Consider the following 24,032-nt stretch of genomic DNA (forward strand, 5'->3'; position numbering starts at 1 on the left):
ATTACTGGGTGCGCTGGCTGCGGGCTTAGGCTGGTGGCCGTGAGCATCCTCGATCTTGCCTCCGACCCCATCGATCTGACGGCCGCTCTGGTCGACATTCCCAGCGTTTCCCACGACGAATCCGCTATCGCGGACGCCGTCGAGGTTGCGTTGCGCGAGCAGACCAGCGGCTTCGAGATCATTCGCAACGGCAATGCGGTTCTGGCCCGGACGTCGCGCGGATTGCCGAGTCGGGTGATGCTTGCCGGTCATCTCGACACAGTTCCGATTGCGGACAATGTTCCGTCTCGTCGTGAGGGTGACATCTTGCACGGGTGCGGCACCGTGGACATGAAATCCGGCGACGCAGTGTTCCTGCATCTCGCGGCGACGATCGAGAATTTGGCCCACGACCTGACGCTGGTGTTCTACGACTGCGAGGAAATCGCCGCCGCCTACAACGGCCTCGGACGGATCGAACGCGAGATCCCGCAATGGCTTGCGGCGGATGTCGCGATTCTGGGCGAGCCGACGGCCGGGTTCATTGAGGCCGGGTGTCAGGGAACGATGCGCGTGCGCTTGACCGCGTCAGGTACCAGGGCGCATTCGGCCCGGTCCTGGTTGGGGGACAACGCGATTCACAAGTTCGGTACTGCGTTGGAGCGGATGTCGGCCTATTCGCCGCGTTCGGTGGATATCGACGGTTGTGTCTACCGCGAGGGGCTCTCAGCCGTGCGGATCTCCGGCGGCGTCGCGGGGAACGTGGTGCCGGACGCAGCCGAGATGGACGTCAACTTTCGGTTCGCACCCGATCGCAGTGAGGCGCAGGCCGAGGCTCACGTGCGGGAAGTCTTCGACGGCTTGGATCTCGGATTCGAGATCACGGACTCGTCGCCCGGCGCTCTGCCTGGCCTGGCGAACCCGTCGGCGGCCGCGTTGATCGAGGCTGCGGGCGGACAGTTCCGGGCCAAGTACGGCTGGACCGATGTGTCCAGATTCTCGGCTCTCGGCATTCCCGCGGTGAATTACGGCCCCGGCGATCCGAACCTGGCGCACAAGCGTGACGAGCACGTCCCGGTGCAGCAGATCACCGACGTCGCGGCCGTGCTGAGGAAGTATTTGTCGGCCTGAGCGTTAGCCTTGCGTGCATGGCACCAGAGAAGAATTCAGCCTCCAAGAAGCACAGTTCGTCGATCAAGCACCGCGGTCCTGTTCAACTCCGACGCAAACGCAAGGATGAGAAAACCACCACGGACCAGCGTCTGCTCGACAAACGCGGCCCCACCGACTGGGTCCATACCGATCCGTGGCGTGTGCTGCGCATCCAGAGCGAATTCATCGAAGGTTTCGGGGCGCTCGCTGAGGTCCCTCGTGCGGTCACCGTGTTCGGTTCGGCACGCACCGCTCTCGATCATCCCGAATACCAGGCCGGCCGTGAGCTGGGAACGGCGTTGGCCGAAGCCGGGTACGCCGTCATCACCGGTGGTGGGCCGGGAGTCATGGAAGCCGCCAACCGCGGTTGCAGCGAGGCCGGTGGCTACTCGATCGGACTCGGCATCGAGTTGCCGTTCGAGCAGGGGCTCAACGAGTGGGTCGACCTCGGCATCAACTTCCGGTACTTCTTTGCCCGCAAGACGATGTTCGTGAAGTACTCGCAGGCTTTCATCTGCTTGCCTGGCGGCTTCGGAACGCTGGACGAATTGTTCGAAGCTCTTACTTTGGTGCAGACCCATAAGGTCACGCGCTTCCCGATTGTCCTGTTCGGCACGGAGTACTGGTCCGGATTGGTCGAGTGGATCCGAAACACACTCGAGCATGACGGAAAGATCTCCGAAGGTGATGTGAATCTGCTGCACGTCACTGACAGTGTGGAAGAAGCAGTCCGGATAGTCGCCGAAGCCAATCTAGGCGTCGACGAGGCCGCCGATCTGGGGAAAGAAGAAGAATGGTGACCGATTCCGACAAGAAGTACTCGATCTGCGTCTACTGTGCGTCGGGTCCGGTGGACGAGTCGTTCCTGGCTTTGGCCGCCGAGGTGGGCACCGCGATCGGTCGACGTGGGTGGCAGTTGGTTTCGGGTGGTGGCAACGTCTCGATGATGGGTGCTGTCGCGGAGTCGGCTCGGGCTGCGGGCGCGTGGACCGTCGGCGTCATCCCGAAGGCGTTGGTGCACAAGGAAGTTGCGGACGTCGACGCGGACGAGTTGATCGTCACCGACACGATGCGTCAGCGCAAGCAGTTGATGGAAGACAACGCGGACGCGTTCATCACCTTGCCCGGCGGTATCGGGACGTTGGAGGAGTTGTTCGAAACGTGGACCGCCGGCTACCTCGGGATGCACAGCAAGCCTGTGGTCCTGCTTGATCCGGTGGGGCACTACACCGGACTGCTCGAATGGTTGGACAAATTGGACGGCACGGGGTTTGTGGGCCGGAAAGCTTTGGATACGTTGCTGGTCAGGACTGATGTCGAGGCTGCGCTCGACGCTTGTGTGAACTCCTGACCAAGTGCGTGACGGGCCACCTTACCGTGGAGTAAGGTGGCCCCGGGGGTGGCCGTCGAGTCGCCGGATACGTGATTGGGGAGACATGAGTTCGGAAGCACGCGACAAAGTTGGCATGCTGGATCTGGCGGTGAAACTCCCGTCGATGATCACCGAGGTGCCGATACTCCTGAAGGGGGCGTCCGGCCTGCTGCGCAAGCCTTCGGCCGCGATGTCCATCGGACTCATTCTCCAGCAGAACGCCGCAGCACATCCGACTCGTCCGTTTATCCGGTTCGAGGGCCATGCAACAAGTTACGACGACGCCAACGCGCAGGTCAACCGATATGCCGACGTGTTGCGCACGCGCGGCGTCCAACGCGGCGACGTCGTGGCGATCCTCGGCAAGAACACTCCGGAATCGCTGCTGATCGCCTTGGCTGCCGTCAAACTCGGTGCGGCAGCGGGAATGCTGAATTACAACCAGCGTGATGACGTTCTTGCACACAGTCTTACGCTGCTCGGCGCACGCGTGCTCGTTGTCGCCGATGCGAGCGAAGAAGCGCTCGAATCATTGCCGGAAGGGTTTACCGGACCGCCGCAACTTCTGGTCAGCGAGCTCGACGACCTGGCAAAAACGGCCGACGCAACCAATCCGGCTGTGACGGCCCAGATTCTTGCGAAGGAAAAAGCGTTCTACATCTTCACCTCGGGTACTACCGGAATGCCCAAGGCCAGCTTGATGACTCACTTCCGCTGGCTCAAGTCCATGTCCGGTCTCGGGCTCATGGGTGTCCGGTTACGTCCGTCCGACACGCTGTACTGCTGCTTGCCGCTCTATCACAACAATGCTTTGACGGTGTCGTTGTCTTCGGTGCTGGCTTCGGGTGCGACGCTTGCCATCGGCCGGCAGTTCTCGGCGTCGAGATTCTGGGACGATATCGCGCTCAACAAAGCCACGGCCTTCACCTACATCGGAGAATTGTGCCGGTACCTGCTCAATCAGCCCGAGAAGCCCACCGACCGTGACAATTCCGTTCAACTGATGGTCGGAAACGGGCTGCGGCCGGAAATCTGGAAGGAGTTCACGGAGCGTTTCGGTATTGCGCGAGTCGCCGAGTTCTACGGTGCAAGCGAATGCAATATCGCCTTTGTGAACGCGCTCAACGTCGATCGGACGGCCGGAATCTGCCCGTTGCCGCATGCCGTCGTCGAATTCGACGAGGAAACCGGTAAGGCGTTGCGTGGTCCGGACGGACGGTTGCGCAAAGTCTCGACGGGGTCCGTTGGACTACTGCTTTCCAAAATCACCGACCGAGCTCCGTTCGACGGGTACACCGATGAAGCCGCGACCAACAGCAAATTGGTGCGGGGTGGTTTCAAGGACGGTGACACCTGGTTCGACACCGGCGACCTCGTGCGCAAGCAGGGGTGGAGCCATGTGGCCTTTGTCGATCGACTCGGTGACACATTCCGGTGGAAGGGTGAGAACGTCGCAACCACCGAGGTCGAGGGTGCGCTCAGTTCACATCCGGTGATCGAAGAGGCCGTTGTCTACGGCGTCGAGATCCCGGGTACCGACGGGCGGGCCGGTATGGCAGCAGTGACCCTGCGCGACGGTCATTCCTTCGACGGCGGTGACATCGCCACCCATTTGTACGGAAAGCTCCCCAGCTACGCCGTGCCGCTGTTCGTTCGCATCGTCGACTCCCTCGAACACACCAGCACGTTCAAATCGCGCAAGGTGGAGTTGCGCAACGACGGATACGACGTCGGCGCAGACACCCTGCACGTCCTCGCCGGCCGTGAGAGCGGCTACAGCGATTCGTACGACGGTTACGTCGACGAGGTGGCCGCAGGCTCGGTACCCAAGGGCTAGACCGCGTTCCGTCATGCCAGTATGAAAGGCATGTCTTCATTGGCCGGTTCATCCGCGCAGTCAGATCCGGCGCCCACTCTGTGCGGTCGACCGGTCGCGGTCGACCGTGCATTGGTCATGGCGATCGTCAACCGAACACCCGACTCGTTCTACGACAAAGGTGCGACGTTCTCGGATTCTGCCGCGATGGCTGCGGTGGATCGGGCGGTCGACGAAGGCGCCGATCTGGTCGATATCGGGGGAGTGAAGGCCGGCCCCGGCGATCTGGTCGACACCGACGAGGAGGTCAGGCGCGTCATTCCCTTTGTCGCGGCGATCCGGGACAAGTTCCCGGATTTGTTGATCAGCATCGACACGTGGCGCAGCGACGTCGCCCGTCTCGCGCGTAAGGAAGGTGCCGATCTGATCAACGACACCTGGGCCGGCGCCGATCCGGAATTGGTGATGGTCGCTGCTGAAACCGGTGCGGGCATCGTGTGTTCACACACCGGCGGTGCGGTGCCGCGGACGCGTCCGCACCGCGTCCGATACACCGATGTGGTTGCCGATGTGGTGAGCGAGGTTGTCACCGCCGCCGAACGAGCCCTTGCATTAGGCGTGCCACGCGATGCGATTCTGATCGATCCGACCCACGACTTCGGCAAGAACACCTTTCACGGGCTCGAGTTGTTGCGAAAAGTGGACATTCTTGTAAACACCGGGTGGCCAGTGCTGATGGCGCTGAGCAATAAGGACTTTATCGGGGAGACTCTGGGGGTAGAGCTTTCCGAGAGGCTGGAGGGAACATTGGCAGCGACAGCAATGGCCGCGGCGGGCGGTGCCCGAGTGTTCCGGGTGCACGAGGTGGCATCTACGCGCCGCGTGGTCGACATGGTGGCGGCAATTCAGGGCCGACGCGCCCCTGTTCGAACAGTTCGGGGGCTGGCATGAGCATTACCGGCACTGGGTCCACGCGCACGTGGTCCGAAGCCAACAGTTGGGATCACCCCAGTTGGACGGTCGAGGAACTCGAGCGAGCCAAAGCAGGCCGCACCGTCTCCGTGGTGCTTCCGGCGCTCAACGAGGAGGAGACCGTCGCATCGGTGGTCGACACCATTCATCCGTTGCTCGGCGGGTTGGTGGACGAACTTGTCGTCCTAGATTCCGGGTCTACCGACCGCACCGCGAAGCGGGCACGGGCCGCAGGCGCACGGGTGATCAGCCGCGAGTCCGCGGTGCCGTCGCTCCCTCCCGCCGCCGGCAAAGGCGAAGTCCTGTGGCGTTCCATCGCGGCCACCACGGGTGATCTGATCGCGTTCGTGGATTCCGATCTCATCAATCCGGACCCGGCGTTTGTTCCGAAGCTGTTGGGTCCATTGCTCACCGTCGACGGTATTCACCTGGTGAAGGGGTATTACCGGCGTCCGTTGCGCGTCAGCGGGACAGAAGACGCCAACGGTGGTGGGCGGGTCACCGAGTTGGTGGCGCGGCCGATGCTGGCTGCCTTGCGACCAGAACTCACGGCCGTTCTGCAACCACTGGGCGGTGAGTACGCCGGAACCCGGGAGCTGCTCTCCGCCGTGCCGTTCGCACCCGGCTACGGAGTCGAGATCGGGCTGTTGCTCGATACATACGACACCCTGGGGCTCAGCGCGATCGGTCAGGTCAATCTCGGTGTCCGGAAACATCGCAATCGGCCGCTTGCCGATCTGGGCGTGATGAGTCGGCAGATCATCGGGACGATGCTGCGGCGCTGTGGCATCGAGGATTCCGGCGCCGGATTGACGCAGTTCCTGGTCGACGGTGATTCGTTTGCACCGGCTACCACCGAGGTGTCGTTGCTCGACCGACCGCCGATGAATTCGATTATCCGCAGCGCGGGGGTCTGACCGCAGCGGAACGTGTATGGGAGTATCGGGGCATGTTGACGATCCTCCTGTACCTGATTGTCATGGCGCTTGTCGGCGGGATGATTTTCCTTGCCGCGAGTGCAGTATTCGGGCGCTCGGAAGAACTGCCGCCGCTTCCTCCCGGCACCACAGCGGCTGTGCTTCCCGCGGAAGGTGTGACAAGCGCCGACGTCGACGCATTACGATTTCAGCAGGTTCTGCGCGGGTACAAGGCCAGTGAAGTGGATTGGGCCCTGCACCGGCTCGGGATGGAAATCGACTCTCTCCGTGCGCAATTGGAAGCAAGATCGGATGCTGCCCCAGAAGTGGAGGACCAGGAGGTGGCGGCCGTGAGTGACTCGGCGGCGGCGACCGTGAGTGAGCGCCCGGACGATGTCTGACGGAATTGTTCGCTGCGACTGGGTGATCGAATCACCTGGAGACACGCTGTACCGCGATTACCACGACCAGGAATGGGGGCAACCCCTCCACGGTCGTGACGCCCTGTTCGAGCGACTCGCACTCGAAGCATTTCAATCAGGATTGTCGTGGATCACGATTTTGCGAAAGCGTGAGGCTTTCCGATCGGCGTTCGACGGATTTGTTCCCGGGAAAGTCGCCGAATACGGCCAAGCGGACGTTGACCGCTTGCTCGCGGATTCCTCGATAATTCGCAATCGGGCCAAAATCGAGGCAACAATTTCCAATGCGCGAGTTCTCGTGAATTCACCGGAATTGGATCTCGATGCGTTGCTCTGGTCGTTTGCACCGCCCCGCCGCACCGCACGACTCGCTTCAATTGCAGACGTTCCCGCTATCACCGAAGAATCAACCGCCATGGCCAAGGAACTCAAACGGCTTGGCTTCAAGTTTATCGGCCCTACCACGGCATATGCGCTCATGCAGGCCACCGGAATGGTTGACGATCACATTGCCGAATGTTGGGTTCCACCGGTAGTGCCGTAGTAGTGCGGACACGCGTAAATGTGACTCAGATTCCCGGTTCGGGGGCGGATAGGGAACAATGGAGGCTACGAGCCTCGCTGATCGTTGGCGGGGCGCACCGTTTTGTCGACGCGCAGTGAAGTGCAGCGCAGATCTGGAGGGAGCAGAGGATGGCGGCCATGAAGCCCCGGACCGGGGACGGTCCCCTCGAAGCAACCAAAGAGGGACGAGGAATCGTCATGCGGGTTCCACTCGAGGGTGGCGGACGCCTTGTCGTCGAGCTGACCCCGGATGAAGCTGCTGCGCTGGGTGTGGAACTTACAAACGTCACCAGCTAGTCGGGTCCAGGTAGGAAATGCACCCAGGCTCCGCAACCGATCTTCGGTGCGGGGCCTGAAGTGTGTGTTGGTCTGGGCGCGTGTACGAGTCGAGCCGGAAGGGCAGTTGTGTGCTTGCCGAAGTGATCGATCTGCTGGCGTGCCCGCAGTGCTATGTGGACCAGCAGTGCAGTCTTGAACTCGATCTGATCGACCGCGCCCTCGAATGTGCCCGAGGCCACCGATTCGACATCGCCAGGCAGGGCTACGTTTCCCTGATCAGCGGTGGGTCCACCAAATTCACCGGCGACAGCGCCGAGATGATTGCGGCCAGATCCAGGCTGCTCGGTAGTGGGCATTTTGATCCGCTGATGGAAGCGGTTACGGCGGCGTGTGCTCGCTCAGGGGGTGTCGACCCGGCGCGGATTGTCGAAATCGGTTCCGGCACAGGACAATATCTCGAGCATGTGATCAGCGGACTCCCGGATTCTCGGGGAATTGCCCTCGACGTCTCGAAATTCGCGGCCCGGCGAGCAGCCAAGGTCCACGACAGAATCGGGTCGATCGTCGCGGACGTGTGGCAGCCCCTGCCGATTCGTGACGGCGTGCTCTCTCACGTGCTCTGTGTGTTCGCTCCGCGCAACGGTGAGCAGTCCCACCGCGTTCTGGCCGACGAGGGCGTTCTCGTGGTTCTGACGCCCACGGACAGGCATCTGCGTGAGCTGATCGAGTTGCTCGGCATGGTTCGCGTCGACGACAAGAAAGTGGAACGGCTCGGATCGTCCATGGCCGGACTGTTCGAGCGTGAACACTCCGAGGGCGTCGAGTTCACCATGCACCTCACGCACGACGAGGTTCTCGATCTGGTGGGCATGGGGCCTTCCGCGCGGCATCTTACGGCGCAGCAACTCGAAGCCTCGGTAGCGGAACTGCCCGAACTCACACCGATCACCGCGTCTGCGACGATCTCCAGTTACCGCAAGGTCAACCACGGCGTCTGATCGCGTCGTCGTAGACGTCGATGGTTTGTCTGGCGATCTCGGCCCACGAGAAATGCTCGATCGCGCGGACCCGGCCGGCCCGCCCCATCGCGTCGGCACCCGTTTTGTCGGCAACAACCTCGTTGACCGTCGCGGCCAAGGATTCCTCGAAGGCAGCAGGCTCGTACGCGTTGTAGTGGACGAGTCGCCCGGTCACGCCGTCGTCGACCACCTCGGGGATTCCGCCCACATCCGAAGCGACAACAGCGGTTTCGCAGGCCATGGCTTCGAGGTTGACGATCCCCAACGGCTCGTACATCGACGGGCAAACGAAGACTGTTGCGGCCGAAAGTATTTCGCGGATCTGTTCGGTGGGCAGCATCTCGCGAACCCAGAACACGTTGCCGCGGTGCGCGGCGAGGGCCGCTACTGCCTGCTCCGTCTCGGCCGCTATTTCCGGTGTATCGGGAGCGCCAGCACACAGGACAAGCTGGATGGACGGGTCGAAATCGTGTGCCGCCGCGATCAGGTGGCCGACGCCCTTCTGACGTGTGATGCGGCCGACGAACGCCACGATCGGTTGGCTGACATCGACGCCGATCGCCGTCAACGCAGACGCTTCGCCGGTTCCGGCCGGACCGGGATGCCACACACTCGTGTCGATCCCGTTGCGAACCACATGGATACGGCTCGGATCGAGCGACGGGTACGCGTCGAGGACGTCGGCGCGCATCCCGGCACTGACCGCGATGACAGCGTCGGCATGCTCCACGGCCGTGCGCTCGGACCACGACGAGACGCGGTAGCCGCCGCCCAACTGCTCGGCCTTCCACGGACGCCGGGGTTCGAGCGAATGCGCGGTCAGAATGTGGGGGACGTCGTAGAGCGCCGACGCCAGATGCCCGGCCAGTCCGGTGTACCAGGTATGGGAATGGACAATATCGACACCGCTTGCGGCCGCAGCCATCCGAAGCTCGGTGGACAGCGTTGTCAACGCGGGGTTGGCGCCGTCCAACGCGGGATCGGGGGAGTGGACGATCGCGTCGTCGCGCGGCGCTCCCATGCAGTGAACGTCGACGTCGACGAGCCGTTTCAACTGAGCGACCAGCTCGGTGACGTGCACGCCTGCACCGCCGTAGATCTCCGGTGGGTATTCCTTGGTCATCATCGCGACTCGCACCGGCTAAACCTAACCGCCCGTGGTCGATCCGGCTACCGGCCGGCGCACTTCGAGAGTGTCGCGGACCGCTTCGCTAGCGGGACTACCGGAGTGCGGATAGGTTAAGCGTGTGAGAAGCCAGCCGCATGTGCTTGGAATCGTGCTCGCCGGGGGCGAGGGCAAACGTCTCTATCCGCTGACGGCGGATAGAGCTAAACCAGCGGTGCCGTTCGGCGGCGCCTATCGACTGATCGACTTCGTGTTGAGCAACCTGGTGAACGCGGGCTATCTGCGTCTCTGTGTGCTCACGCAATACAAGTCGCATTCACTCGACCGACATATATCGCAGACGTGGCGGTTGTCCGGGTTTGCGGGTGAGTACATCACCCCGGTCCCGGCGCAGCAGCGACTCGGGCCGCGCTGGTACACCGGCAGCGCCGACGCAATCCTGCAGTCGCTCAACCTCGTTTACGACGAAGACCCCGAGTACATCGTGGTGTTCGGCGCCGACCACGTGTACCGCATGGACCCCGAGCAGATGGTGCAGCACCACATCGACTCCGGTGCGGGAGTGACCGTCGCCGGTATCCGGGTGCCGCGCAGTGAGGCGTTTGCCTTCGGTTGCATCGACAGCGACGAGTCGGGGCGCATCACGCAGTTCCTCGAGAAGCCGGCTCATCCGCCCGGCACCCCCGACGACCCCAATTCCACCTTTGCCTCCATGGGTAACTACGTGTTCACCACGAAGGTATTGGTCGACGCCATCCGCGCAGACTCCGAGAACTCCGATTCCGATCACGACATGGGCGGCGACATCATCCCCGCCCTCGTCGCAGCCGGCGAAGCCTCGGTATACGACTTCAAGGACAACGTCGTTCCAGGAGCAACCGACCGCGACCGCGGCTACTGGCGCGACGTCGGTACCCTCGACGCCTTCTACGACGCACACATGGACCTCGTCTCCGTCCACCCCATCTTCAACCTGTACAACCGCCGCTGGCCCATCCGCGGCGCCACCGAGAACCTGGCACCGGCCAAGTTCGTGAAGGGCGGCCTCGCTCAGGAGTCGATAGTCGGCGCCGGATCGATCCTGTCCGCCGCCACGGTGCGCAACTCGGTTCTCAGCTCGAACGTGATGATCGAGGACGGCGCCACCGTCGAAGGAAGCGTCCTGATGCCAGGAGTGCGCATCGGTAAGGGAGCAGTCGTGCGCCGAGCCATCCTCGACAAGAACGTTGTTGTCGGTGACGGCGAAATCATCGGCGTCGACCTCGAACGAGACCGCGAACGATTTGCGATCAGCTCCGGTGGAGTCGTCGCAATCGGTAAGGGTGTCTGGATCTAGCTAGAGGCTAGATCTTGCTGGCGCAGAGCAGTCCTTCACCGAGCGGAAGCAACACCCGAACCAGACGCTTGTCGTCCGCGATGGCCTTGGCGGCTTCGCGGACGGCCACCGTCGTGGCATCACGGGCCGACGGGTCGGCGACGCGACCACCCGCAAGAGCGTCGTGCAGCACGATCACACCGCCCGGACGCAGCAACCGGATACCTTCACGCACGTAGTGCGGCTGATCGACCGGGGTGCAATCGACGAAGACCAAGTCGTATCCACCGTCGGCGAGGCGCGGCAACACGTCGAGTGCATTGCCGTTGATCAACCGGGTGCGAGCGGGAGCGATTCCACTTTCACGGAACGTCAATTTGGCTGCGCGCTGATGCTCGGGCTCGCTGTCGATAGTGGTCAGGACACCGTCGTCGCGCATACCGTGCAGCAACCACAGGCTGCTCACACCGGCTCCTGTACCGACCTCGACCGCCGTCCTCGCGCCGAGCATGCGGGCGAACATCGCCAGTGTCGCGCCGACTGCGGGCGTCACGGGTGCGGTGCCGAGGTCCAACGCTCGGTCCCGCGCCGCGGTAAAAATCTCGTCCTCGGAAACAACGTCCTCGACGTGGCGGAGTATCTGTTCGGCGTGGGTCACGCTCATGAGGTTATCGGGCCGGTCGCATTGACGCTGCAAGGCGCGCACCCTGACAGATTCTCAGGAATCCCTCAGCCTCTTCATATGGCATGCACACCGCGGTACGAGAGGGTATGTACATCGCCGGAAGTGCACGGAACATCCGGCGGCGATGGATGAGCTGATCAAAGGTGATCCGGGAACAAAACACCTCGGTGTTCGGTTGTTCGAATCATCACGTTAGCTGACCGCGCGGTGCGAAAAGACCAGGAGGATCCACTTATTTTCCAGATCAACGACGAGCCTCGCCCTCGAGAGTCGGAAGTAATGACGACGGAATCGGCTGTGGATTCCGAATTGATCGGTACTGCTGTTTTCGACGCAACGGGTGAGAAGTCGGCCATGCCGTCGTGGGACGAACTCGTCCGCCAACACGGTGACCGCGTGTACCGCCTTGCGTACCGCCTGTCAGGCGACGCGCAGGACGCAGAAGATCTGACCCAGGACACGTTCATTCGTGTGTTCCGTTCCCTCTCCGACTACCAGCCGGGCACGTTCGAAGGCTGGCTGCACCGCATCACGACCAACCTGTTCCTCGACATGGTTCGCCGACGCAACCGCATCCGCATGGAAGCGCTCCCGGAGGACTACGACCGCGTACCGTCGGCCGGTCCGGACCCCGAGCAGATTTACCACGACGCCCGTCTCGACGCCGATCTTCAGGCCGCACTGGACTCCTTGGCACCGGATTTCCGGGCCGCTGTTGTGCTGTGTGACATCGAAGGTCTGTCGTACGAAGAAATCGGTGCCACACTGGGAGTCAAGCTCGGAACGGTTCGGAGCCGTATCCACCGTGGACGACAAGCGATTCGCGATCATCTGGCAGCAGCACAACGCGCCGGTGATTCCGAACGTGTCGGCGTCTGACGGGGGAACGTTGGTCAATCATCTGGAGGGACGAATGACGGAGGCGCGGGCACCCCGCCAGTTCGGTTCGACCGAACACCTGGCAAGTGAGGCAATTGCCGCCTACGTCGACGGAGAACTTCGCATGCAGGCCTACCTTCGGGCCTCACACCACATCTCCCTGTGTGCTGAATGCGCGGCTGCAGTCGATGCACAGCAACAGGCCCGTGGTGCGCTCCGGCGGAGCGGCGAGATGACGATGCCACTGTCGCTTGTCGGACTGCTCAGCGCAATTCCGACCTGCACCACCAATACTGCCGATACCTCACCGGGATCGGACGCCGGTTTCGGCGCTATCGGCAAACGCCTTTCACGCCGCTGGCGTAAATGACCTGTCCTTTCGGCCCAGTCAGCGACGCCGTGCATCCGCCGATCAGTGATACTGGAACGCGTGACTGACGGACAGAGGGGGCATTCCGGCGTGGATACCGATACTTCGGCGAACGGTTCGGTTACTTCGGCAAACGGTTCGGTGGATCGACCGGCAGACGCGCCTGTTCTGGAACCCCGCCCGGTGTATCGGCCGCAGATCGATCCGGCGTCGCAGCAGGCATTCAGTAGGCCGAGCGGCGTCGACGGTTCCTTCTCCCAGGCCGCTGCCCGGAGCGTGCAGACGCCCGGTGTTGTAGTCGGTTCGCCCGATCCGGTTCTCGCAGAGGCGTTCGGTCGCCCCGAGGGCGCCACGGAATCCATCGGTCGTGATCCCGAAGCCGACACGGAATCCGAACCCGAAGACGAAGTCCCGAACGACCCGTGGCGTGATCCGGCGTCGTCGGTGGCTCTTGGTTCGCCCGCGCAGGAAACCCAACCCGAAAGTTTGCCTCCCGCACCGAAACTGGATGTCCGAGACGTACTGTTCGGGCGTAAGGTCGCGCCATCCGCGCTGGCTGCACTCGCCGGAATGGCACTTGTGATTGCCCTGGTGGGCGGACTGCTCGCGACGGTGATCACTGCCGACCGAAGTTCCCTCACCAGTTCGCACGTCACGTTGGTGCAATCCGGTGGTGGTGAACAGCCGCAATCCGACGTCGCGAAGGTCGCCGACGCGGTGCTGCCGTCCGTTGTCTCCATCCAAGTTGCCGTCGGCGATCAGGGAAGCACCGGTTCGGGCGTCGTGATCGACGACAAGGGATACATTGTCACCAACAACCACGTGATCTCTTCGGCCGCTCCGCCGGCCCAGAACGCTCGGATCCAGGTCATCTTTTCCGACGGCACCAAGACCGACGCTCAGATTGTCGGCCGCGACGTGAAGACGGACCTCGCGGTGCTGAAGGTGTCGGCGAGCAATCTGACGGTTGCACAACTCGGGCGCTCCGAAGACGTCCAGGTAGGTGACGACGTCGTGGCCGTCGGTTCCCCGTTGGGTTTGAGCAAGACTGTGACACGCGGAATCGTCAGCGCCCTGAATCGCCCGTTGCGGTTGTCCGGAGAGGGCACCGATACCAACGCGGTGATCGACGCCGTCCAGACGGATGCAGCCATCAACCACGGCAATTCCGGTGGCGCTCTGGTGGATGCGGAAGCCCGCGTCATCGGTATCAACACCGCGATGCTCAGCGAATCGGGCGGTTCCGTCGGTCTCGGTTTTGCGATCCCGATCGACACGGTCACCGAGGTGGCGCAGGCCATCATCCGTGACGGTTCGGTACGCCACCCGGATATCGGCGTCAATGTTCGCACCGTCGTCAACGACGCCACCAGTGGTGCTGCGGTCGCCAACGTCCGTGACGGAAGCCCGGCGCAACAAGCCGGAATCGTCGAGGGTGACGTCATCGTCAAGGTCGGGGACAGGCAAGTGACAGGCGCCGACGAATTTGTTGTGGCGGTCAACGCCGCGTCGATCGGTCAGCCGGTCAACGTCGCGTTGATCCGCGAGGGACGCCAGGTAGACATATCGGTCACGCCGGTTTCGGACTGAGGGAACCTACGAGGTTGCTGTGAGGTTGATCCGGACCTGCGCGCAACAACCGGACACACAGTAGGCTTGCCCTGTGTTTGGCAACATCGGTTGGGGCGAGTTCATGATCCTCCTCGTAGCGGCTCTGGTCATTTTGGGACCTGAGCGGCTTCCGGGCGCGGTCTCCTGGGTTACACGATCACTGAGGCAGGTACGTGAATATGCTTCCGGAGCCCAGAATCAGCTCAAGGAAGAACTGGGCACCGACTTCGAGGATCTGCGTAAACCACTCGCAGATCTGAACAAGCTGCGCGGGATGACCCCGCGCGCTGTGATCACCCAGCATCTTCTCGACGGAGACGACTCCCTCTTCACCGGAGACTTCGACAAGAAGTCCCAAAGCGGTGTCAAGCCCCAGGGCGGCAGCGGTGTGAAGCCCCAGAGTGGCGCTCAGGAACCGATGTCACTCACGAAGGACAAGCCTCTCGCAGCCGGAGAGCGACCACCGGTCGACCTCGACGCAACCTGAGCGCAACCCGCTACATATTGCGCACAGTGTTGATGCCGAGCGACATTCCGGCGAGTCCGCGCTGACGGACGGCCAACTTGTCCGCGATCTCCGTCAATGCCTTCGCGGCAGCGCTCTCCGGTGCACTCAGCACGATCGGCGTGCCGGCGTCACCGGCTTCACGAACCGACGGATCGAGCGGAATCTGGCCGAGCAGCGGAACCTTCGCGCCGACTGCCTTGGTGAGGCGATCGGATACCGTCTGGCCGCCGCCCGTTCCGAAGACATCCATGCGGGTGCCGTCCGGCAGTTCGAGCCACGACATGTTCTCGACGACGCCGGCAACACGCTGACGGGTCTGTAGTGCGATGGCACCGGCGCGCTCGGCAACCTCGGCGGCTGCTTGCTGCGGAGTGGTGACCACCAGAATCTCGGCGCTCGGGATGAGCTGGGCCACCGAGATGGCGATGTCACCCGTTCCGGGCGGAAGGTCAAGCAGAAGGATGTCCAGATCGCCCCAGAAGACATCGGCCAGGAACTGCTGAAGCGCGCGGTGCAGCATCGGGCCACGCCACACGACCGGGGTGTTGCCCTGAGTGAACTGGGCGATGGAAATCATCTTCACGTCATGCGCGACGGGCGGCATGATCATCTTCTCGACCTGCGTTGGCTTGGCGTCGGTACCGAGCATACGAGGGATGGAATGACCGTAGATATCGGCGTCGAGAACACCGACGGACAGGCCGCGTGCTGCTAGTGCCGCCGCGAGATTGACTGTCACACTGGACTTTCCGACGCCACCCTTGCCGGAGGCCACGGCGTACACACGGGTGAGGGAGCCGGGCTGGGCGAAGGGGATCACCGGTTCGGCGGAGTCGCCGCGCAGCGACTTGCGAAGTTCCGTGCGCTGCGCGTCGTCCATCACGTCGAGTTCGACGCGAATGGCACCAACACCGGCGACGTCGGCAACTGCCTTGGTGACGCGCTCGGTGATCTCGGTGCGCATCGGGCACCCTGCGGTGGTGAGGTAGATCCCGATGTCGACGCTGTTGTCTTGCGCGAGCGTGATGTTCCTGACCATCCCCAATTCGGTGATGGGTTTGCGGATCTCAGGGTCGAGAACTCGCGCGAGCGCGGAGCGAACGTCGGACTCGGTCAGTGCGGACATGACTCCATGGTAGGTGTCGGCAGATCAGTGAATGCGAGGCAGGTCCGATGCGGCGGGCACGATGCCGGTGGAGTAACCGGCAGTCCAGGCCAGGACGTTGGCGACATAGGCAGCCGAGTTGTTGTAGCGATGGATTGCTTTGGCAGCCTGGGTGAGGTCCTGCATGTTCAATCCGCCGTCGCACAGGTACTTTCCGGTGGTCAGTGCCGAGTCGAAGAGGTTCTGCGGATCGGAGATGCCGTCACCGTTGCCGTCGCCGGCGTACTGCGTCCACGTGGACGGGATGAACTGCATCGGGCCGACTGCGCGGTCGTAGACGGTGTCGCCGTCGAGTGCGCCGCCGTCGGTGTCCATGATCACGGCCTGGCCGGGGAGGCTGCCGTTGAGGGGCAGTCCGATGACAGGCTCGAACAGGTTGCCGTTTGCGTCGGCGTCCTTGCCGTCGTGGGCGTGGCCGGATTCGACGCGGCCGATTCCGGCCATCAGGGTCCACTGCATGTTGCAGGTGGGGTTCTCGACAGCGAGGATGCGCTCGGCGTTCTGATAGGCGGCGACGCTCACGCTGGGGATGCCGAGGGCGCCTTCGGCCATCGAAGCGGGCAGTGGGGGTGTGGCCTGGACCGGTGCGAGCGGGGCGGGCTCGGCAACTACCGGCGCTGCGGCCAGGTCGGCGACGGGAAGGATCTGAGCTTGCGGCTCCTGCGTGGCCGGGGTCTCGAGTGACCCTACGGCGGTTTCGGCGCTGGCGGCATTGACGAAAGGCATATCGGATGCCGCTCCGGCGGAGTTCGCTGCTGTAACCAAACCGATAGGAATGAGGCCGGAAAGCGCGATGACCGAGTTGCGACGGATGTGCGAATCTGTCTTCTTGTTGTGCCGACCCACTGTTACTGCCTCCTGGACCCCGAAATCGGGGTTTTCCGTTCAATGACGGAATCGAGGCTACCTGATTTGTTGCACTTCCGTTACTCAACCGTGATCTAAGTGGGCAGATCTGTGCCGTCGACGCAGTTCAATCGTGATTTTTCCGGCGCGAGCGTTATCGCGACGTGACCGTTATGCGACGGGCATGAACGGCAAACCCGGCAGCAGTGGTGCGGGTGCGGGTGCGGGCGCGGGTGCCGGTGCGGCAGCGGGTGAGGGCGCCACGGCAGCGGGCGCGGCGTCGGATGTAGTCGCCGGGACGGACGACGGAGATGTTGTCGTGGCGTCGGTGGCGGGGGCCGGCCCGGTGGTCGACGCCTCAGCGGTCGGCATGGCGCACGGCAGGTGGATTCCGGGCTGCAACTGCGCGAGTGCTACGGGATCCGGGAGGATCACGCACATGTCGTCTGGCCACGTCCAGCCTGTCGGCGTCAGAATCGGCCACACGAGGCCGCGTGACGTGAGTACGGGCAGTGGGATGATCGGTCCGGTCGGAGCCTGTGGGTTGGTGGCAGGACCGGGCGCGGCGGGTGAGGCCAGCCCGGGTGCTGACGGGTTCGGTGTGGTGGGGAGTACTCCGGGTGGGATCAGCGCTTGGAGATCCGGCGAGAGTGCCGGCATGTCAGGCAGGCCGGGGAGTAGTGGCGCGGGAGTAGCTGCGGACGTTGCCTGATCGCCGTCCTTCTTCTCGGCCGTCGGATCGACTGCCGCCGCAGCAGCGAGAATGGCCGCAGTGGACGTGGCGTCGGAGCTACCGGCGTTGATGCTCCCGGTGTTGATTCCGCCGGTGTACGGCAGCGATCCGGACGGGAGGACTCCACTCTTGTACGCCGTCGACCACATGATCACGTTTGCGGCGTACGCCGCGGAATTGTTGTATCGGAGAACGGCTTTGGTCTCCTGATCGAGGTTGCGGAGATCGAGCCCGCCGCTGCAGAGATATTTGGCCGCCGAGAGTGCCGCGTCGAACACGTTGTTGGGATCGGTAACACCGTCGCCGTTGCCGTCACTGGCGTAGTGCGCCCACGTCGACGGAATGAACTGCATGGGGCCGACGGCGCGGTCGTGGGTCGGGTCGCCGTCGATCAGGCCCTTGTCGGTGTCGGTGATGATCTGGTTGCCGGCCAGGCGGCCGTCCAGCACCGGGCCGAAGATCGGCGTCACAGTGGTGCCGACAGGGGTGGTGCGTCCACCGTTGGCATGGCCCGATTCGATTCGGCCGATACCGGCCAGAAGATGCCACGGGACGCCGCAGCCTGGTGCCTCCGTCATCATCACCAGTTCCGCGGAGCGGTAGGCGTTGAGGACGATCTCGGGGATGCCCAGTGAGGTCAGGACAACTGTTGCGGCTGCGGGGTCCAGTGCGGTGGTTGTTGCGGTAGTGCTCGGTGGTGCCGATCGTTGCGTTCGCACCGTGCGAGGTGTCGGAAGGAAATCGGGGCTGTCCGCTGCGTTCACGGCGTTACCTGCGAGCGCAATGGGTATCGGTGATCCCGTTGCAGGGGCACTACCTGCGGTAAGGGCTGCCGGTCCGGTGGCCGCGAGTAGGCCCCCCAGTAGCGTGGACGCTGCGATCAATCCTCGTACGCGCACGATTCCCCTTTGCTGGTAGCCCGGGTTCGGAGTACCCACCGATATATATAAGAGTCTGTGACTTACGTTACATATCGGTCTCGGTCTATGCAGCAAAACTCAGTAAACCCTCAGCTAAGAATCCCGGCTGTCGAGACTCTTTTTCGAGGAACCTGATTCGCGATGCTTCTTCTTCTGGGGCGGTTCGTGTTCGGCGGTGAGGAGCAATTTGATCTCGTCGAGTTCGCGTCGCAGATAGTCACGAGTCGCGACTTCGCCGAGGGAGATACGCAGAGCAGCGAGTTCCCGGGCGAGGAACTCTGTGTCGGCTTTGGTCTGTTCGGCGCGAATCCGGTCCTCTTCGAGCGAGACCTTGTCTCGGTTCTCCTGCCGATTCTGGGCCAGGAGGATCAACGGTGCCGCATACGCGGCCTGCGTCGAGAACGCCAGGTTGAGCAGGATGAACGGATAGGGATCCCACTGCAAGCTGACCGCAAAGACATTGAGTGCGATCCAAACGATGACGATGATCGTCTGAATCGCCAGGTAGCGACCCGTGCCGAGGAAACGCGCAATACGCTCGCTGACCCGGCCCACCGCTTCGACATCGAAGTCGATGTGGAACCGCCGACTCCCACGGGGAGTCTCTAGGCGCTGACGGGCGCTGGAAGACCGATCGCTCATCGGACCAACCCCTCGTCGTCGGAATCGTCTTCGCGCCAGTCCTCGGGCAGAAGGTGATCGAGAACGTCGTCGACGGTGACCGCGCCGATCAGGTGGTTCTCGTCGTCCACCACCGGTCCGCACACCAGGTTGTACGTCGCGAAGTATCGCGTCACGACAGCAAGCGAATCGTCGGCGCCGAGACTGGGTAGGTCGCTGTCCAGAATTCCGCCGACCAGGCTTGCCGGCGGTTCACGTAACAACTTCTGCAGATGAACACACCCGAGGTAGCGTCCGGTCGGCGTGGCCGTCGGCGGGCGCACGACAAATACCATGCTGGACAACGCGGGCGTGACGTCGTAATTGCGGGCCCGGGCGAGAGCTTCCGCCACCGTGGTCGACGCCGTCAGCACCACTGGTTCCGGCGTCATCAAACCACCAGCCGTATCGGGGGAGTGTTCGAGGAGTCGGCGCACCGGTTCCGAGTCCTGCGGGTCCATCAACTGCAGCAACGATTCCGCCTCGGTTTCGGGCAACTCGCCCAGGAGGTCGGCGGCGTCGTCCGGGTCCATCGCCTCGAGGAGGTCGGCCGCGCGTTCCACTTCGAGGTGCATGAGGAGATCGGTCTGATCGTCGGCAGGCAGTTCCTGCACGACGTCGGCGAGACGCTCGTCGTCGAGAGCTACGGCTAGCTCGTGTCGGCGCTTTTCCGGAAGTTCACGCATCGCGTTGGCGACGTCGGCCGGACGCATGCCCTCGTACTGCAGCAGCAGGTGGGCGACGCCCTGCCCCGGCAGTGACAGGTCACTCTGGGTAAGGCCGGCAACGTGCTGCCAGTCCACGATGTGGATCGCGGCCCGGCGGCCCAGGCGTCCGCGATGGCCACGGACCGCCACCTTCGACACCACCCAATCGCGGGTGCGCCTCGATTCGATACCCAGATCGACAACAACGGCGTCGACGCCGTGGAGTTCGGTCAACTCCGGGTCGTCCACTCGCACATGTGAATCGAGTACCTGTGCAAGAGCGAGAACTTCGCCGGGGCGCTGGGTGAATCTCCGGATACTGACATTGCCGGTCGTCAGTGTGACGGCACTCGGTTCGATCGCGGTGACACGCAACATCGGCACGAAAATGCGTTTGCGCGTGAACATTTCGATCACCAAACCGAGCACCCGCGGTTGCTGGCGACCGATGCGGACCGTGATCACGACATCGCGCACTCGCCCGATCGACTCACCGTCGGGGCCGAGGACAACCAGGCCGGCCAGCCTGGCTGCAAATACCTTGCCTGCTGCTGCCATGATTGCAAGGCTAATTCCTCACGCGTCATTATCTGCAACAGAGACGCCGAAAACGTACGAGTCGATACCTCTGAAGGGCACTCAAAAGAGATGACATCACGTAACCGATCCCGCCGATCAGTTCTCGCCGTTCCCGGCAGCAGTCGCAAGATGATCGACAAGGCAAAGGGACTGCCGGCCGACGAGATCTTCCTCGACCTCGAAGACGCGGTCGCACCGTTGGCGAAGCAGGCCGCACGCGAAGCCGTCGGTGACGCGCTGGCCGAGGACGGATGGGGCAAGCAGGTCAAGGTGGTTCGGGTGAACGACTGGACCACCGAATGGACGTACGCCGATGTTGTCGAGGTTGTCGGCCGGGCGGGTGCTCACCTCGACGCGATTCTGCTGCCCAAAGTTCCCGATGCGAGCCACGTGCAGGCACTTGATCTGTTGTTGACTCAGGTGGAAAAGGCCAACGGCCTCGAAGTGGGACGAATCGGCATCGAACCCCAGATCGAGAACGCGATCGGCCTGACCAACATCGATGCGATTGCCACGGCCAGCCCGCGGGTCGAGGCGTTGGTCTTCGGGCCGGCAGATTTCATGGCGAGCTTGAACATGCGCACCCTGGTGGTCGGAGAGCAGCCGGACGGCTACGACCGTGGTGACGCCTATCACCACATCCTGATGACCATTCTGATGGCTGCGCGGGCGCACGGGGTTCAGGCCATCGACGGTCCGTACCTCCAGATTCGTGACGTCGAGGCGTTCACGCGCAGCGCTGCCCGCACTGCAGCATTGGGTTTCGACGGCAAATGGGTACTGCACCCGACTCAGATCGAAGCGGCCAACGAGGTGTTCAGCCCGAGGCAATCAGATTACGATCGCGCTGAATTGATCTTGGACGCCTACGCATTCCACACCTCCGCGGCCGGCGGTGGGCGGGGAGCCGTGATGCTCGGCGACGAGATGATCGACGAGGCAAGTCGCAAGATGGCGCTGGTGATTTCCGCGAAAGGCCGGGCAGCGGGTATGGCCCGGACAACGGAATTCACTCCACCAGAACACGCCTGATCAGCCGTGGTCGAACAAATCGGGTAGGTAAAGGGCACAATAGGTTTGTATGTCTCGCGTTGTTCAGTCACGGATGACGCGCCCGAAACAAGGAGCACGATCACCCATGTCCAATCCGCTCGCACAATCGCCGAATGGGTCGCGCCGTGGAGCGTTGCCGACACCACCTTCGGGCTGGCCGATCGGGTCGTACCCCACCTACGCGGAGGCGCAGCGCGCCGTCGATTACCTGTCCGATCAGGAATTCTCGGTCCAGGACGTCACCATCGTCGGTGTGAATCTGATGCAGGTCGAACGGGTTCTCGGCCGGCTCACGTGGCCCAAGGTGATCGGCGGCGGTCTGGTGTCCGGCGCGTGGCTGGGCGTGTTCTTCGGCCTTCTCCTGGGTCTTTTCACGACCAGCTTCATCGGGCCACTGATCACGGGCATCGTCGGCGGCATCATCTTCGGCGTGATCACAACAACCATCCCGTACGCAGCGACGCGCGGCCAGCGAGATTTTGCCTCGACCATGCAGTTGGTGGCCGGTCGGTACGACGTGCTGTGTGAGCCGAAGACCGCCGAGGCTGCCCGCGATCTCCTCGCGAAGCTCGCGATCTGATCGGTTCAGTGCACGGTGAGCGCGAGGGAACCGTGACGCGTGTACTGACCGATCGCGCCCTCGGTCGGGCGACCCTTGCGCGTCAGTTCCTGCTGGAGCGGGCTGACGTCACTGCCCTCGAAGCCGTCGAACACCTGGCCGGTCTGCAGGCGCAGGCCCCGACGCCGCCGTACCTTGCTCTGTGGGCCCGTGTCAAAAACTTTGCGGCAGAAGAGTTGTCGACACTGATCGAGCGTCGGCAGGTGGTGCGTCTGGTTGCGATGCGCGGAACGGTATTTGTGATGTCGGCCGCTGATGCCGCATCCTTCCGTGGCACGGTTCAGTCGATTATGGACCGTGATCTGCACACCAACACCGCGCACCGGGCGGCGCTGAGCGGAATGGATCTGGCCGCTCTTGCGCAGGCCGGCCGCGAACTTGTTTCCGAGGGGCCACTTACGCAGATGCAGATGAGGCCGCTTCTGGCCGAACGCTTTCCAGGGCGCTCTCCGGAAGGACTCGCGCACGGGATCAGGGGACTCTTGCCGATGGTCCAGGTACCGCCTCGCGGGTTGTGGGGTAGATCGGGACCGCCCGCGTTGACCACGCTGGAGAGTTGGCTGGGCACAGAGCTGGATTCGACTCCTGTTCCAGACGCCCTGGTGTTGCGCTATCTCGCTGCCTTCGGTCCGGCGAGTGTGAAGGACGCCCAGGCGTGGTCGGGATTAACCAGGCTGGCAGAGGTTTTCGAGCGACTACGTCCGAACCTGATGACGTTCGTGAACGAGAAGGGGACGGAACTGTTCGACCTGCCAGGCGCTCCACGCCCGGACGACGGCACACCACCCGTCCGGATCTTGGCTCCGTTCGACAACATTTTGCTCTCGCATGCGGATCGCTCGCGAATCATGGATGAGCAGTACCGAACTCGGGTCTTCACGGTGAACGGAATAATCAAACCCGCCGTGCTGGTACGAGGGAAGGTTGTGGGATTCGCCGCAGAATCCGCGAAAGGTGATACCGCGCGATTGACGGTGTCACTGTTTTCGCAGCAGTCGAAAACCGCCATGTCATCCATCGAGAGGGAAGCGCGTTCATTGCTGCGATTTCTGCATCCGGCGATCTCCAAGCACGAGATATCCGTCGAAATTCTCACCTAGCAAAACAGGCGTTCTGAAGCGCCCCGGCCTCTGCGCTGCGATCAGCGCCGTGATGGTGCTTAGATGGACGCGTGTCTGACAGTGTTGTGTCCTCCGTCCGCGCGCACCTCGTTGCCAATATCGAGGGGCCGGAGCCGGCTGCGGCCTCGGTGACGTTCCTGGGTGTCGAGCCGCTGGACGTGCTCAGATTCGAATCTCCCGACTCAGTGGTGCACTACGCAACACTGGGGTGCTCGCGGCACCCCATGGGCGATCCGGGTGATCTGGTCGCCGATCCCACACGCGGACCTCGGGCGGAACTGGTGCTCTCGCTGCGCGGCGGCACCGGTATTGCGTCGGGAATCGCGCGCACCTTGGCTGTTCTGGCGGCGGCCCCGTCGGTCGAGGGCATCGTGTTGCTCGACGATGCGCTGCTCGACCTCGGGGAGCCCCTGTGGAAGGGCGCAGCTTTTACTGCAGTCCTTCTCAGTGACAGCGGGATTGAAGATCTGACGCTCCCCGAGCCGATGGATCCGGTTCGGTTCCTCGCCGTGGTCCCCATAACCGGAACCGAAGCAGCCTGGGTCCGTTTGCGCGGTGCAGGTGCACTACGTGAAGCCTGGGCTGAGGCGGGCATCGACGTTCGAGATCCGCACCGAGCGGCGGCGTCGCTCTAACTGCCGCG

26 protein-coding genes are annotated in these 24,032 nt (G+C 63.0%); 19 read left to right on the forward strand and 7 right to left on the reverse strand.

Going from position 1 to position 24,032, the window contains the following annotated elements; genetic code table 11:
- Positions 1-39 precede the first annotated feature (39 nt).
- The 10 genes from dapE (at position 40) to FEZ60_RS26445 (ending at position 8,471) form a co-directional block, all read left to right on the forward strand.
- Positions 40-1,110 (forward strand): succinyl-diaminopimelate desuccinylase, encoded by a 1,071-nt coding sequence (gene dapE / locus FEZ60_RS26400; protein WP_230590146.1) that lies wholly within the window; start codon positions 40-42, stop codon positions 1,108-1,110.
- A 17-nt stretch (positions 1,111-1,127) separates the two neighbouring features.
- Complete coding sequence (locus FEZ60_RS26405; protein WP_033234444.1) at positions 1,128-1,931, forward strand: TIGR00730 family Rossman fold protein; 804 nt, start codon at positions 1,128-1,130, stop codon at positions 1,929-1,931.
- Positions 1,925-2,482 carry a TIGR00730 family Rossman fold protein gene (locus tag FEZ60_RS26410; protein WP_033234443.1) on the forward strand — a complete coding sequence of 186 codons (558 nt, stop codon included), beginning with the start codon at positions 1,925-1,927 and terminating at the stop codon, positions 2,480-2,482. Before FEZ60_RS26405 ends, FEZ60_RS26410 begins: the two co-directional genes overlap by 7 nt.
- Positions 2,483-2,567: 85 nt before the next feature.
- A complete protein-coding gene (locus tag FEZ60_RS26415) occupies positions 2,568-4,340 on the forward strand; it encodes a long-chain-acyl-CoA synthetase (protein ID WP_033234442.1) in 1,773 nt (590 codons plus the stop codon).
- Positions 4,341-4,370: 30 nt separating this feature from the next.
- Positions 4,371-5,270 (forward strand): dihydropteroate synthase, encoded by a 900-nt coding sequence (gene folP / locus FEZ60_RS26420; RefSeq protein ID WP_051730498.1) that lies wholly within the window; start codon positions 4,371-4,373, stop codon positions 5,268-5,270.
- Positions 5,267-6,208, forward strand: a complete 942-nt coding sequence (locus FEZ60_RS26425; protein ID WP_033234441.1) for a glucosyl-3-phosphoglycerate synthase — start codon at positions 5,267-5,269, stop codon at positions 6,206-6,208. Before folP ends, FEZ60_RS26425 begins: the two co-directional genes overlap by 4 nt.
- 32 nt (positions 6,209-6,240) lie before the next feature.
- Entirely contained in the window at positions 6,241-6,609 is a 369-nt protein-coding gene (locus FEZ60_RS26430) for a DivIVA domain-containing protein (protein ID WP_172937438.1), read from the forward strand.
- The gene (locus FEZ60_RS26435) at positions 6,602-7,174 is read left to right on the forward strand and encodes a DNA-3-methyladenine glycosylase I (protein ID WP_095888537.1); all 573 of its coding nucleotides are present in this window, start codon (positions 6,602-6,604) and stop codon (positions 7,172-7,174) included. The genes FEZ60_RS26430 and FEZ60_RS26435 overlap by 8 nt, the downstream gene beginning before the upstream one ends.
- A gap of 149 nt (positions 7,175-7,323) precedes the next feature.
- Complete coding sequence (locus FEZ60_RS26440; RefSeq protein ID WP_003945169.1) at positions 7,324-7,491, forward strand: DUF3117 domain-containing protein; 168 nt, start codon at positions 7,324-7,326, stop codon at positions 7,489-7,491.
- Between the two features lie 110 nt (positions 7,492-7,601).
- Positions 7,602-8,471, forward strand: a complete 870-nt coding sequence (locus tag FEZ60_RS26445) for a putative RNA methyltransferase (protein ID WP_095888538.1) — start codon at positions 7,602-7,604, stop codon at positions 8,469-8,471.
- On the opposite strand, the gene glgA is transcribed toward FEZ60_RS26445, so the two are convergent.
- Positions 8,455-9,630, reverse strand: a complete 1,176-nt coding sequence (gene glgA, locus FEZ60_RS26450; protein ID WP_172937439.1) for a glycogen synthase — start codon at positions 9,628-9,630, stop codon at positions 8,455-8,457. The two genes, FEZ60_RS26445 and glgA, sit on opposite strands and share 17 nt — an antisense overlap.
- A gap of 109 nt (positions 9,631-9,739) precedes the next feature.
- On the opposite strand from glgA, the gene glgC reads away from it, so the two are divergent.
- Positions 9,740-10,954, forward strand: coding sequence for a glucose-1-phosphate adenylyltransferase (gene glgC / locus FEZ60_RS26455; RefSeq protein ID WP_033234436.1), 1,215 nt, complete (start codon positions 9,740-9,742; stop codon positions 10,952-10,954).
- Between the two features lie 7 nt (positions 10,955-10,961).
- On the opposite strand, the gene FEZ60_RS26460 is transcribed toward glgC, so the two are convergent.
- Positions 10,962-11,597: an O-methyltransferase gene (locus FEZ60_RS26460; RefSeq protein WP_045069498.1), complete on the reverse strand. Its 636-nt coding sequence runs from the start codon at positions 11,595-11,597 to the stop codon at positions 10,962-10,964.
- A 300-nt stretch (positions 11,598-11,897) separates the two neighbouring features.
- Between FEZ60_RS26460 and sigE the strand changes: the two genes are divergently transcribed.
- From sigE to tatB, 4 genes are all read left to right on the forward strand, one after another.
- Positions 11,898-12,497: an RNA polymerase sigma factor SigE gene (sigE, locus tag FEZ60_RS26465; protein ID WP_033234434.1), complete on the forward strand. Its 600-nt coding sequence runs from the start codon at positions 11,898-11,900 to the stop codon at positions 12,495-12,497.
- A gap of 34 nt (positions 12,498-12,531) precedes the next feature.
- A complete protein-coding gene (locus FEZ60_RS26470; RefSeq protein WP_172937440.1) occupies positions 12,532-12,867 on the forward strand; it encodes an RNA polymerase subunit sigma-70 in 336 nt (111 codons plus the stop codon).
- Positions 12,868-12,957: 90 nt separating this feature from the next.
- The gene (locus tag FEZ60_RS26475; protein WP_095888539.1) at positions 12,958-14,457 is read left to right on the forward strand and encodes a trypsin-like peptidase domain-containing protein; all 1,500 of its coding nucleotides are present in this window, start codon (positions 12,958-12,960) and stop codon (positions 14,455-14,457) included.
- 73 nt (positions 14,458-14,530) lie between these two features.
- The gene (gene tatB / locus FEZ60_RS26480; RefSeq protein ID WP_033234432.1) at positions 14,531-14,965 is read left to right on the forward strand and encodes a Sec-independent protein translocase protein TatB; all 435 of its coding nucleotides are present in this window, start codon (positions 14,531-14,533) and stop codon (positions 14,963-14,965) included.
- A 10-nt stretch (positions 14,966-14,975) separates the two neighbouring features.
- On the opposite strand, the gene FEZ60_RS26485 is transcribed toward tatB, so the two are convergent.
- The 5 genes from FEZ60_RS26485 to FEZ60_RS26505 all read right to left on the reverse strand — a co-directional run bounded on the left by FEZ60_RS26485 (position 14,976) and on the right by FEZ60_RS26505 (position 20,575).
- The gene (locus FEZ60_RS26485; RefSeq protein WP_033234431.1) at positions 14,976-16,112 is read right to left on the reverse strand and encodes an Mrp/NBP35 family ATP-binding protein; all 1,137 of its coding nucleotides are present in this window, start codon (positions 16,110-16,112) and stop codon (positions 14,976-14,978) included.
- Positions 16,113-16,136: 24 nt separating this feature from the next.
- A complete protein-coding gene (locus FEZ60_RS26490) occupies positions 16,137-16,997 on the reverse strand; it encodes a lytic murein transglycosylase (RefSeq protein WP_092807244.1) in 861 nt (286 codons plus the stop codon).
- Positions 16,998-17,168: 171 nt separating this feature from the next.
- Positions 17,169-18,629, reverse strand: coding sequence for a lytic murein transglycosylase (locus tag FEZ60_RS26495; RefSeq protein WP_346343417.1), 1,461 nt, complete (start codon positions 18,627-18,629; stop codon positions 17,169-17,171).
- A 114-nt stretch (positions 18,630-18,743) separates the two neighbouring features.
- Positions 18,744-19,292 (reverse strand): DUF1003 domain-containing protein, encoded by a 549-nt coding sequence (locus tag FEZ60_RS26500; protein WP_045069506.1) that lies wholly within the window; start codon positions 19,290-19,292, stop codon positions 18,744-18,746.
- Entirely contained in the window at positions 19,289-20,575 is a 1,287-nt protein-coding gene (locus FEZ60_RS26505; protein WP_033234428.1) for a CBS domain-containing protein, read from the reverse strand. Before FEZ60_RS26505 ends, FEZ60_RS26500 begins: the two co-directional genes overlap by 4 nt.
- Positions 20,576-20,665: 90 nt before the next feature.
- On the opposite strand from FEZ60_RS26505, the gene FEZ60_RS26510 reads away from it, so the two are divergent.
- From FEZ60_RS26510 to FEZ60_RS26525, 4 genes are all read left to right on the forward strand, one after another.
- Positions 20,666-21,628: a CoA ester lyase gene (locus tag FEZ60_RS26510; protein WP_033234427.1), complete on the forward strand. Its 963-nt coding sequence runs from the start codon at positions 20,666-20,668 to the stop codon at positions 21,626-21,628.
- Between the two features lie 106 nt (positions 21,629-21,734).
- Entirely contained in the window at positions 21,735-22,229 is a 495-nt protein-coding gene (locus FEZ60_RS26515) for a general stress protein (protein ID WP_033234426.1), read from the forward strand.
- A 32-nt stretch (positions 22,230-22,261) separates the two neighbouring features.
- Entirely contained in the window at positions 22,262-23,368 is a 1,107-nt protein-coding gene (locus tag FEZ60_RS26520; protein ID WP_172937442.1) for a crosslink repair DNA glycosylase YcaQ family protein, read from the forward strand.
- A 71-nt stretch (positions 23,369-23,439) separates the two neighbouring features.
- Positions 23,440-24,024, forward strand: coding sequence for a suppressor of fused domain protein (locus tag FEZ60_RS26525; RefSeq protein ID WP_033234425.1), 585 nt, complete (start codon positions 23,440-23,442; stop codon positions 24,022-24,024).
- Positions 24,025-24,032 lie beyond the last annotated feature (8 nt).

The organism is Rhodococcus sp. MS16 (genome assembly GCF_013277795.1).
GTDB classification, from domain to species: Bacteria; Actinomycetota; Actinomycetes; order Mycobacteriales; family Mycobacteriaceae; genus Rhodococcus_F; species Rhodococcus_F globerula.

Excerpts from the sequence above, each read along its gene's own strand:
- FEZ60_RS26405 (WP_033234444.1), top strand. The coding sequence starts at position 1,128 with ATGGCACCAGAGAAGAATTCAGCCTCCAAGAAGCACAGTTCGTCGATC.
- FEZ60_RS26410 (WP_033234443.1), top strand. The coding sequence starts at position 1,925 with ATGGTGACCGATTCCGACAAGAAGTACTCGATCTGCGTCTACTGTGCG.
- FEZ60_RS26415 (WP_033234442.1), top strand. The coding sequence starts at position 2,568 with ATGAGTTCGGAAGCACGCGACAAAGTTGGCATGCTGGATCTGGCGGTG.
- folP (WP_051730498.1), top strand. The coding sequence starts at position 4,371 with ATGTCTTCATTGGCCGGTTCATCCGCGCAGTCAGATCCGGCGCCCACT.
- FEZ60_RS26425 (WP_033234441.1), top strand. The coding sequence starts at position 5,267 with ATGAGCATTACCGGCACTGGGTCCACGCGCACGTGGTCCGAAGCCAAC.
- FEZ60_RS26430 (WP_172937438.1), top strand. The coding sequence starts at position 6,241 with ATGTTGACGATCCTCCTGTACCTGATTGTCATGGCGCTTGTCGGCGGG.
- FEZ60_RS26435 (WP_095888537.1), top strand. The coding sequence starts at position 6,602 with ATGTCTGACGGAATTGTTCGCTGCGACTGGGTGATCGAATCACCTGGA.
- FEZ60_RS26440 (WP_003945169.1), top strand. The coding sequence starts at position 7,324 with ATGGCGGCCATGAAGCCCCGGACCGGGGACGGTCCCCTCGAAGCAACC.
- FEZ60_RS26460 (WP_045069498.1), bottom strand. The coding sequence starts at position 11,597 with ATGAGCGTGACCCACGCCGAACAGATACTCCGCCACGTCGAGGACGTT.
- sigE (WP_033234434.1), top strand. The coding sequence starts at position 11,898 with ATGACGACGGAATCGGCTGTGGATTCCGAATTGATCGGTACTGCTGTT.
- FEZ60_RS26470 (WP_172937440.1), top strand. The coding sequence starts at position 12,532 with ATGACGGAGGCGCGGGCACCCCGCCAGTTCGGTTCGACCGAACACCTG.
- FEZ60_RS26485 (WP_033234431.1), bottom strand. The coding sequence starts at position 16,112 with ATGTCCGCACTGACCGAGTCCGACGTTCGCTCCGCGCTCGCGCGAGTT.
- FEZ60_RS26500 (WP_045069506.1), bottom strand. The coding sequence starts at position 19,292 with ATGAGCGATCGGTCTTCCAGCGCCCGTCAGCGCCTAGAGACTCCCCGT.
- FEZ60_RS26505 (WP_033234428.1), bottom strand. The coding sequence starts at position 20,575 with ATGGCAGCAGCAGGCAAGGTATTTGCAGCCAGGCTGGCCGGCCTGGTT.
- FEZ60_RS26510 (WP_033234427.1), top strand. The coding sequence starts at position 20,666 with ATGACATCACGTAACCGATCCCGCCGATCAGTTCTCGCCGTTCCCGGC.
- FEZ60_RS26515 (WP_033234426.1), top strand. The coding sequence starts at position 21,735 with ATGTCCAATCCGCTCGCACAATCGCCGAATGGGTCGCGCCGTGGAGCG.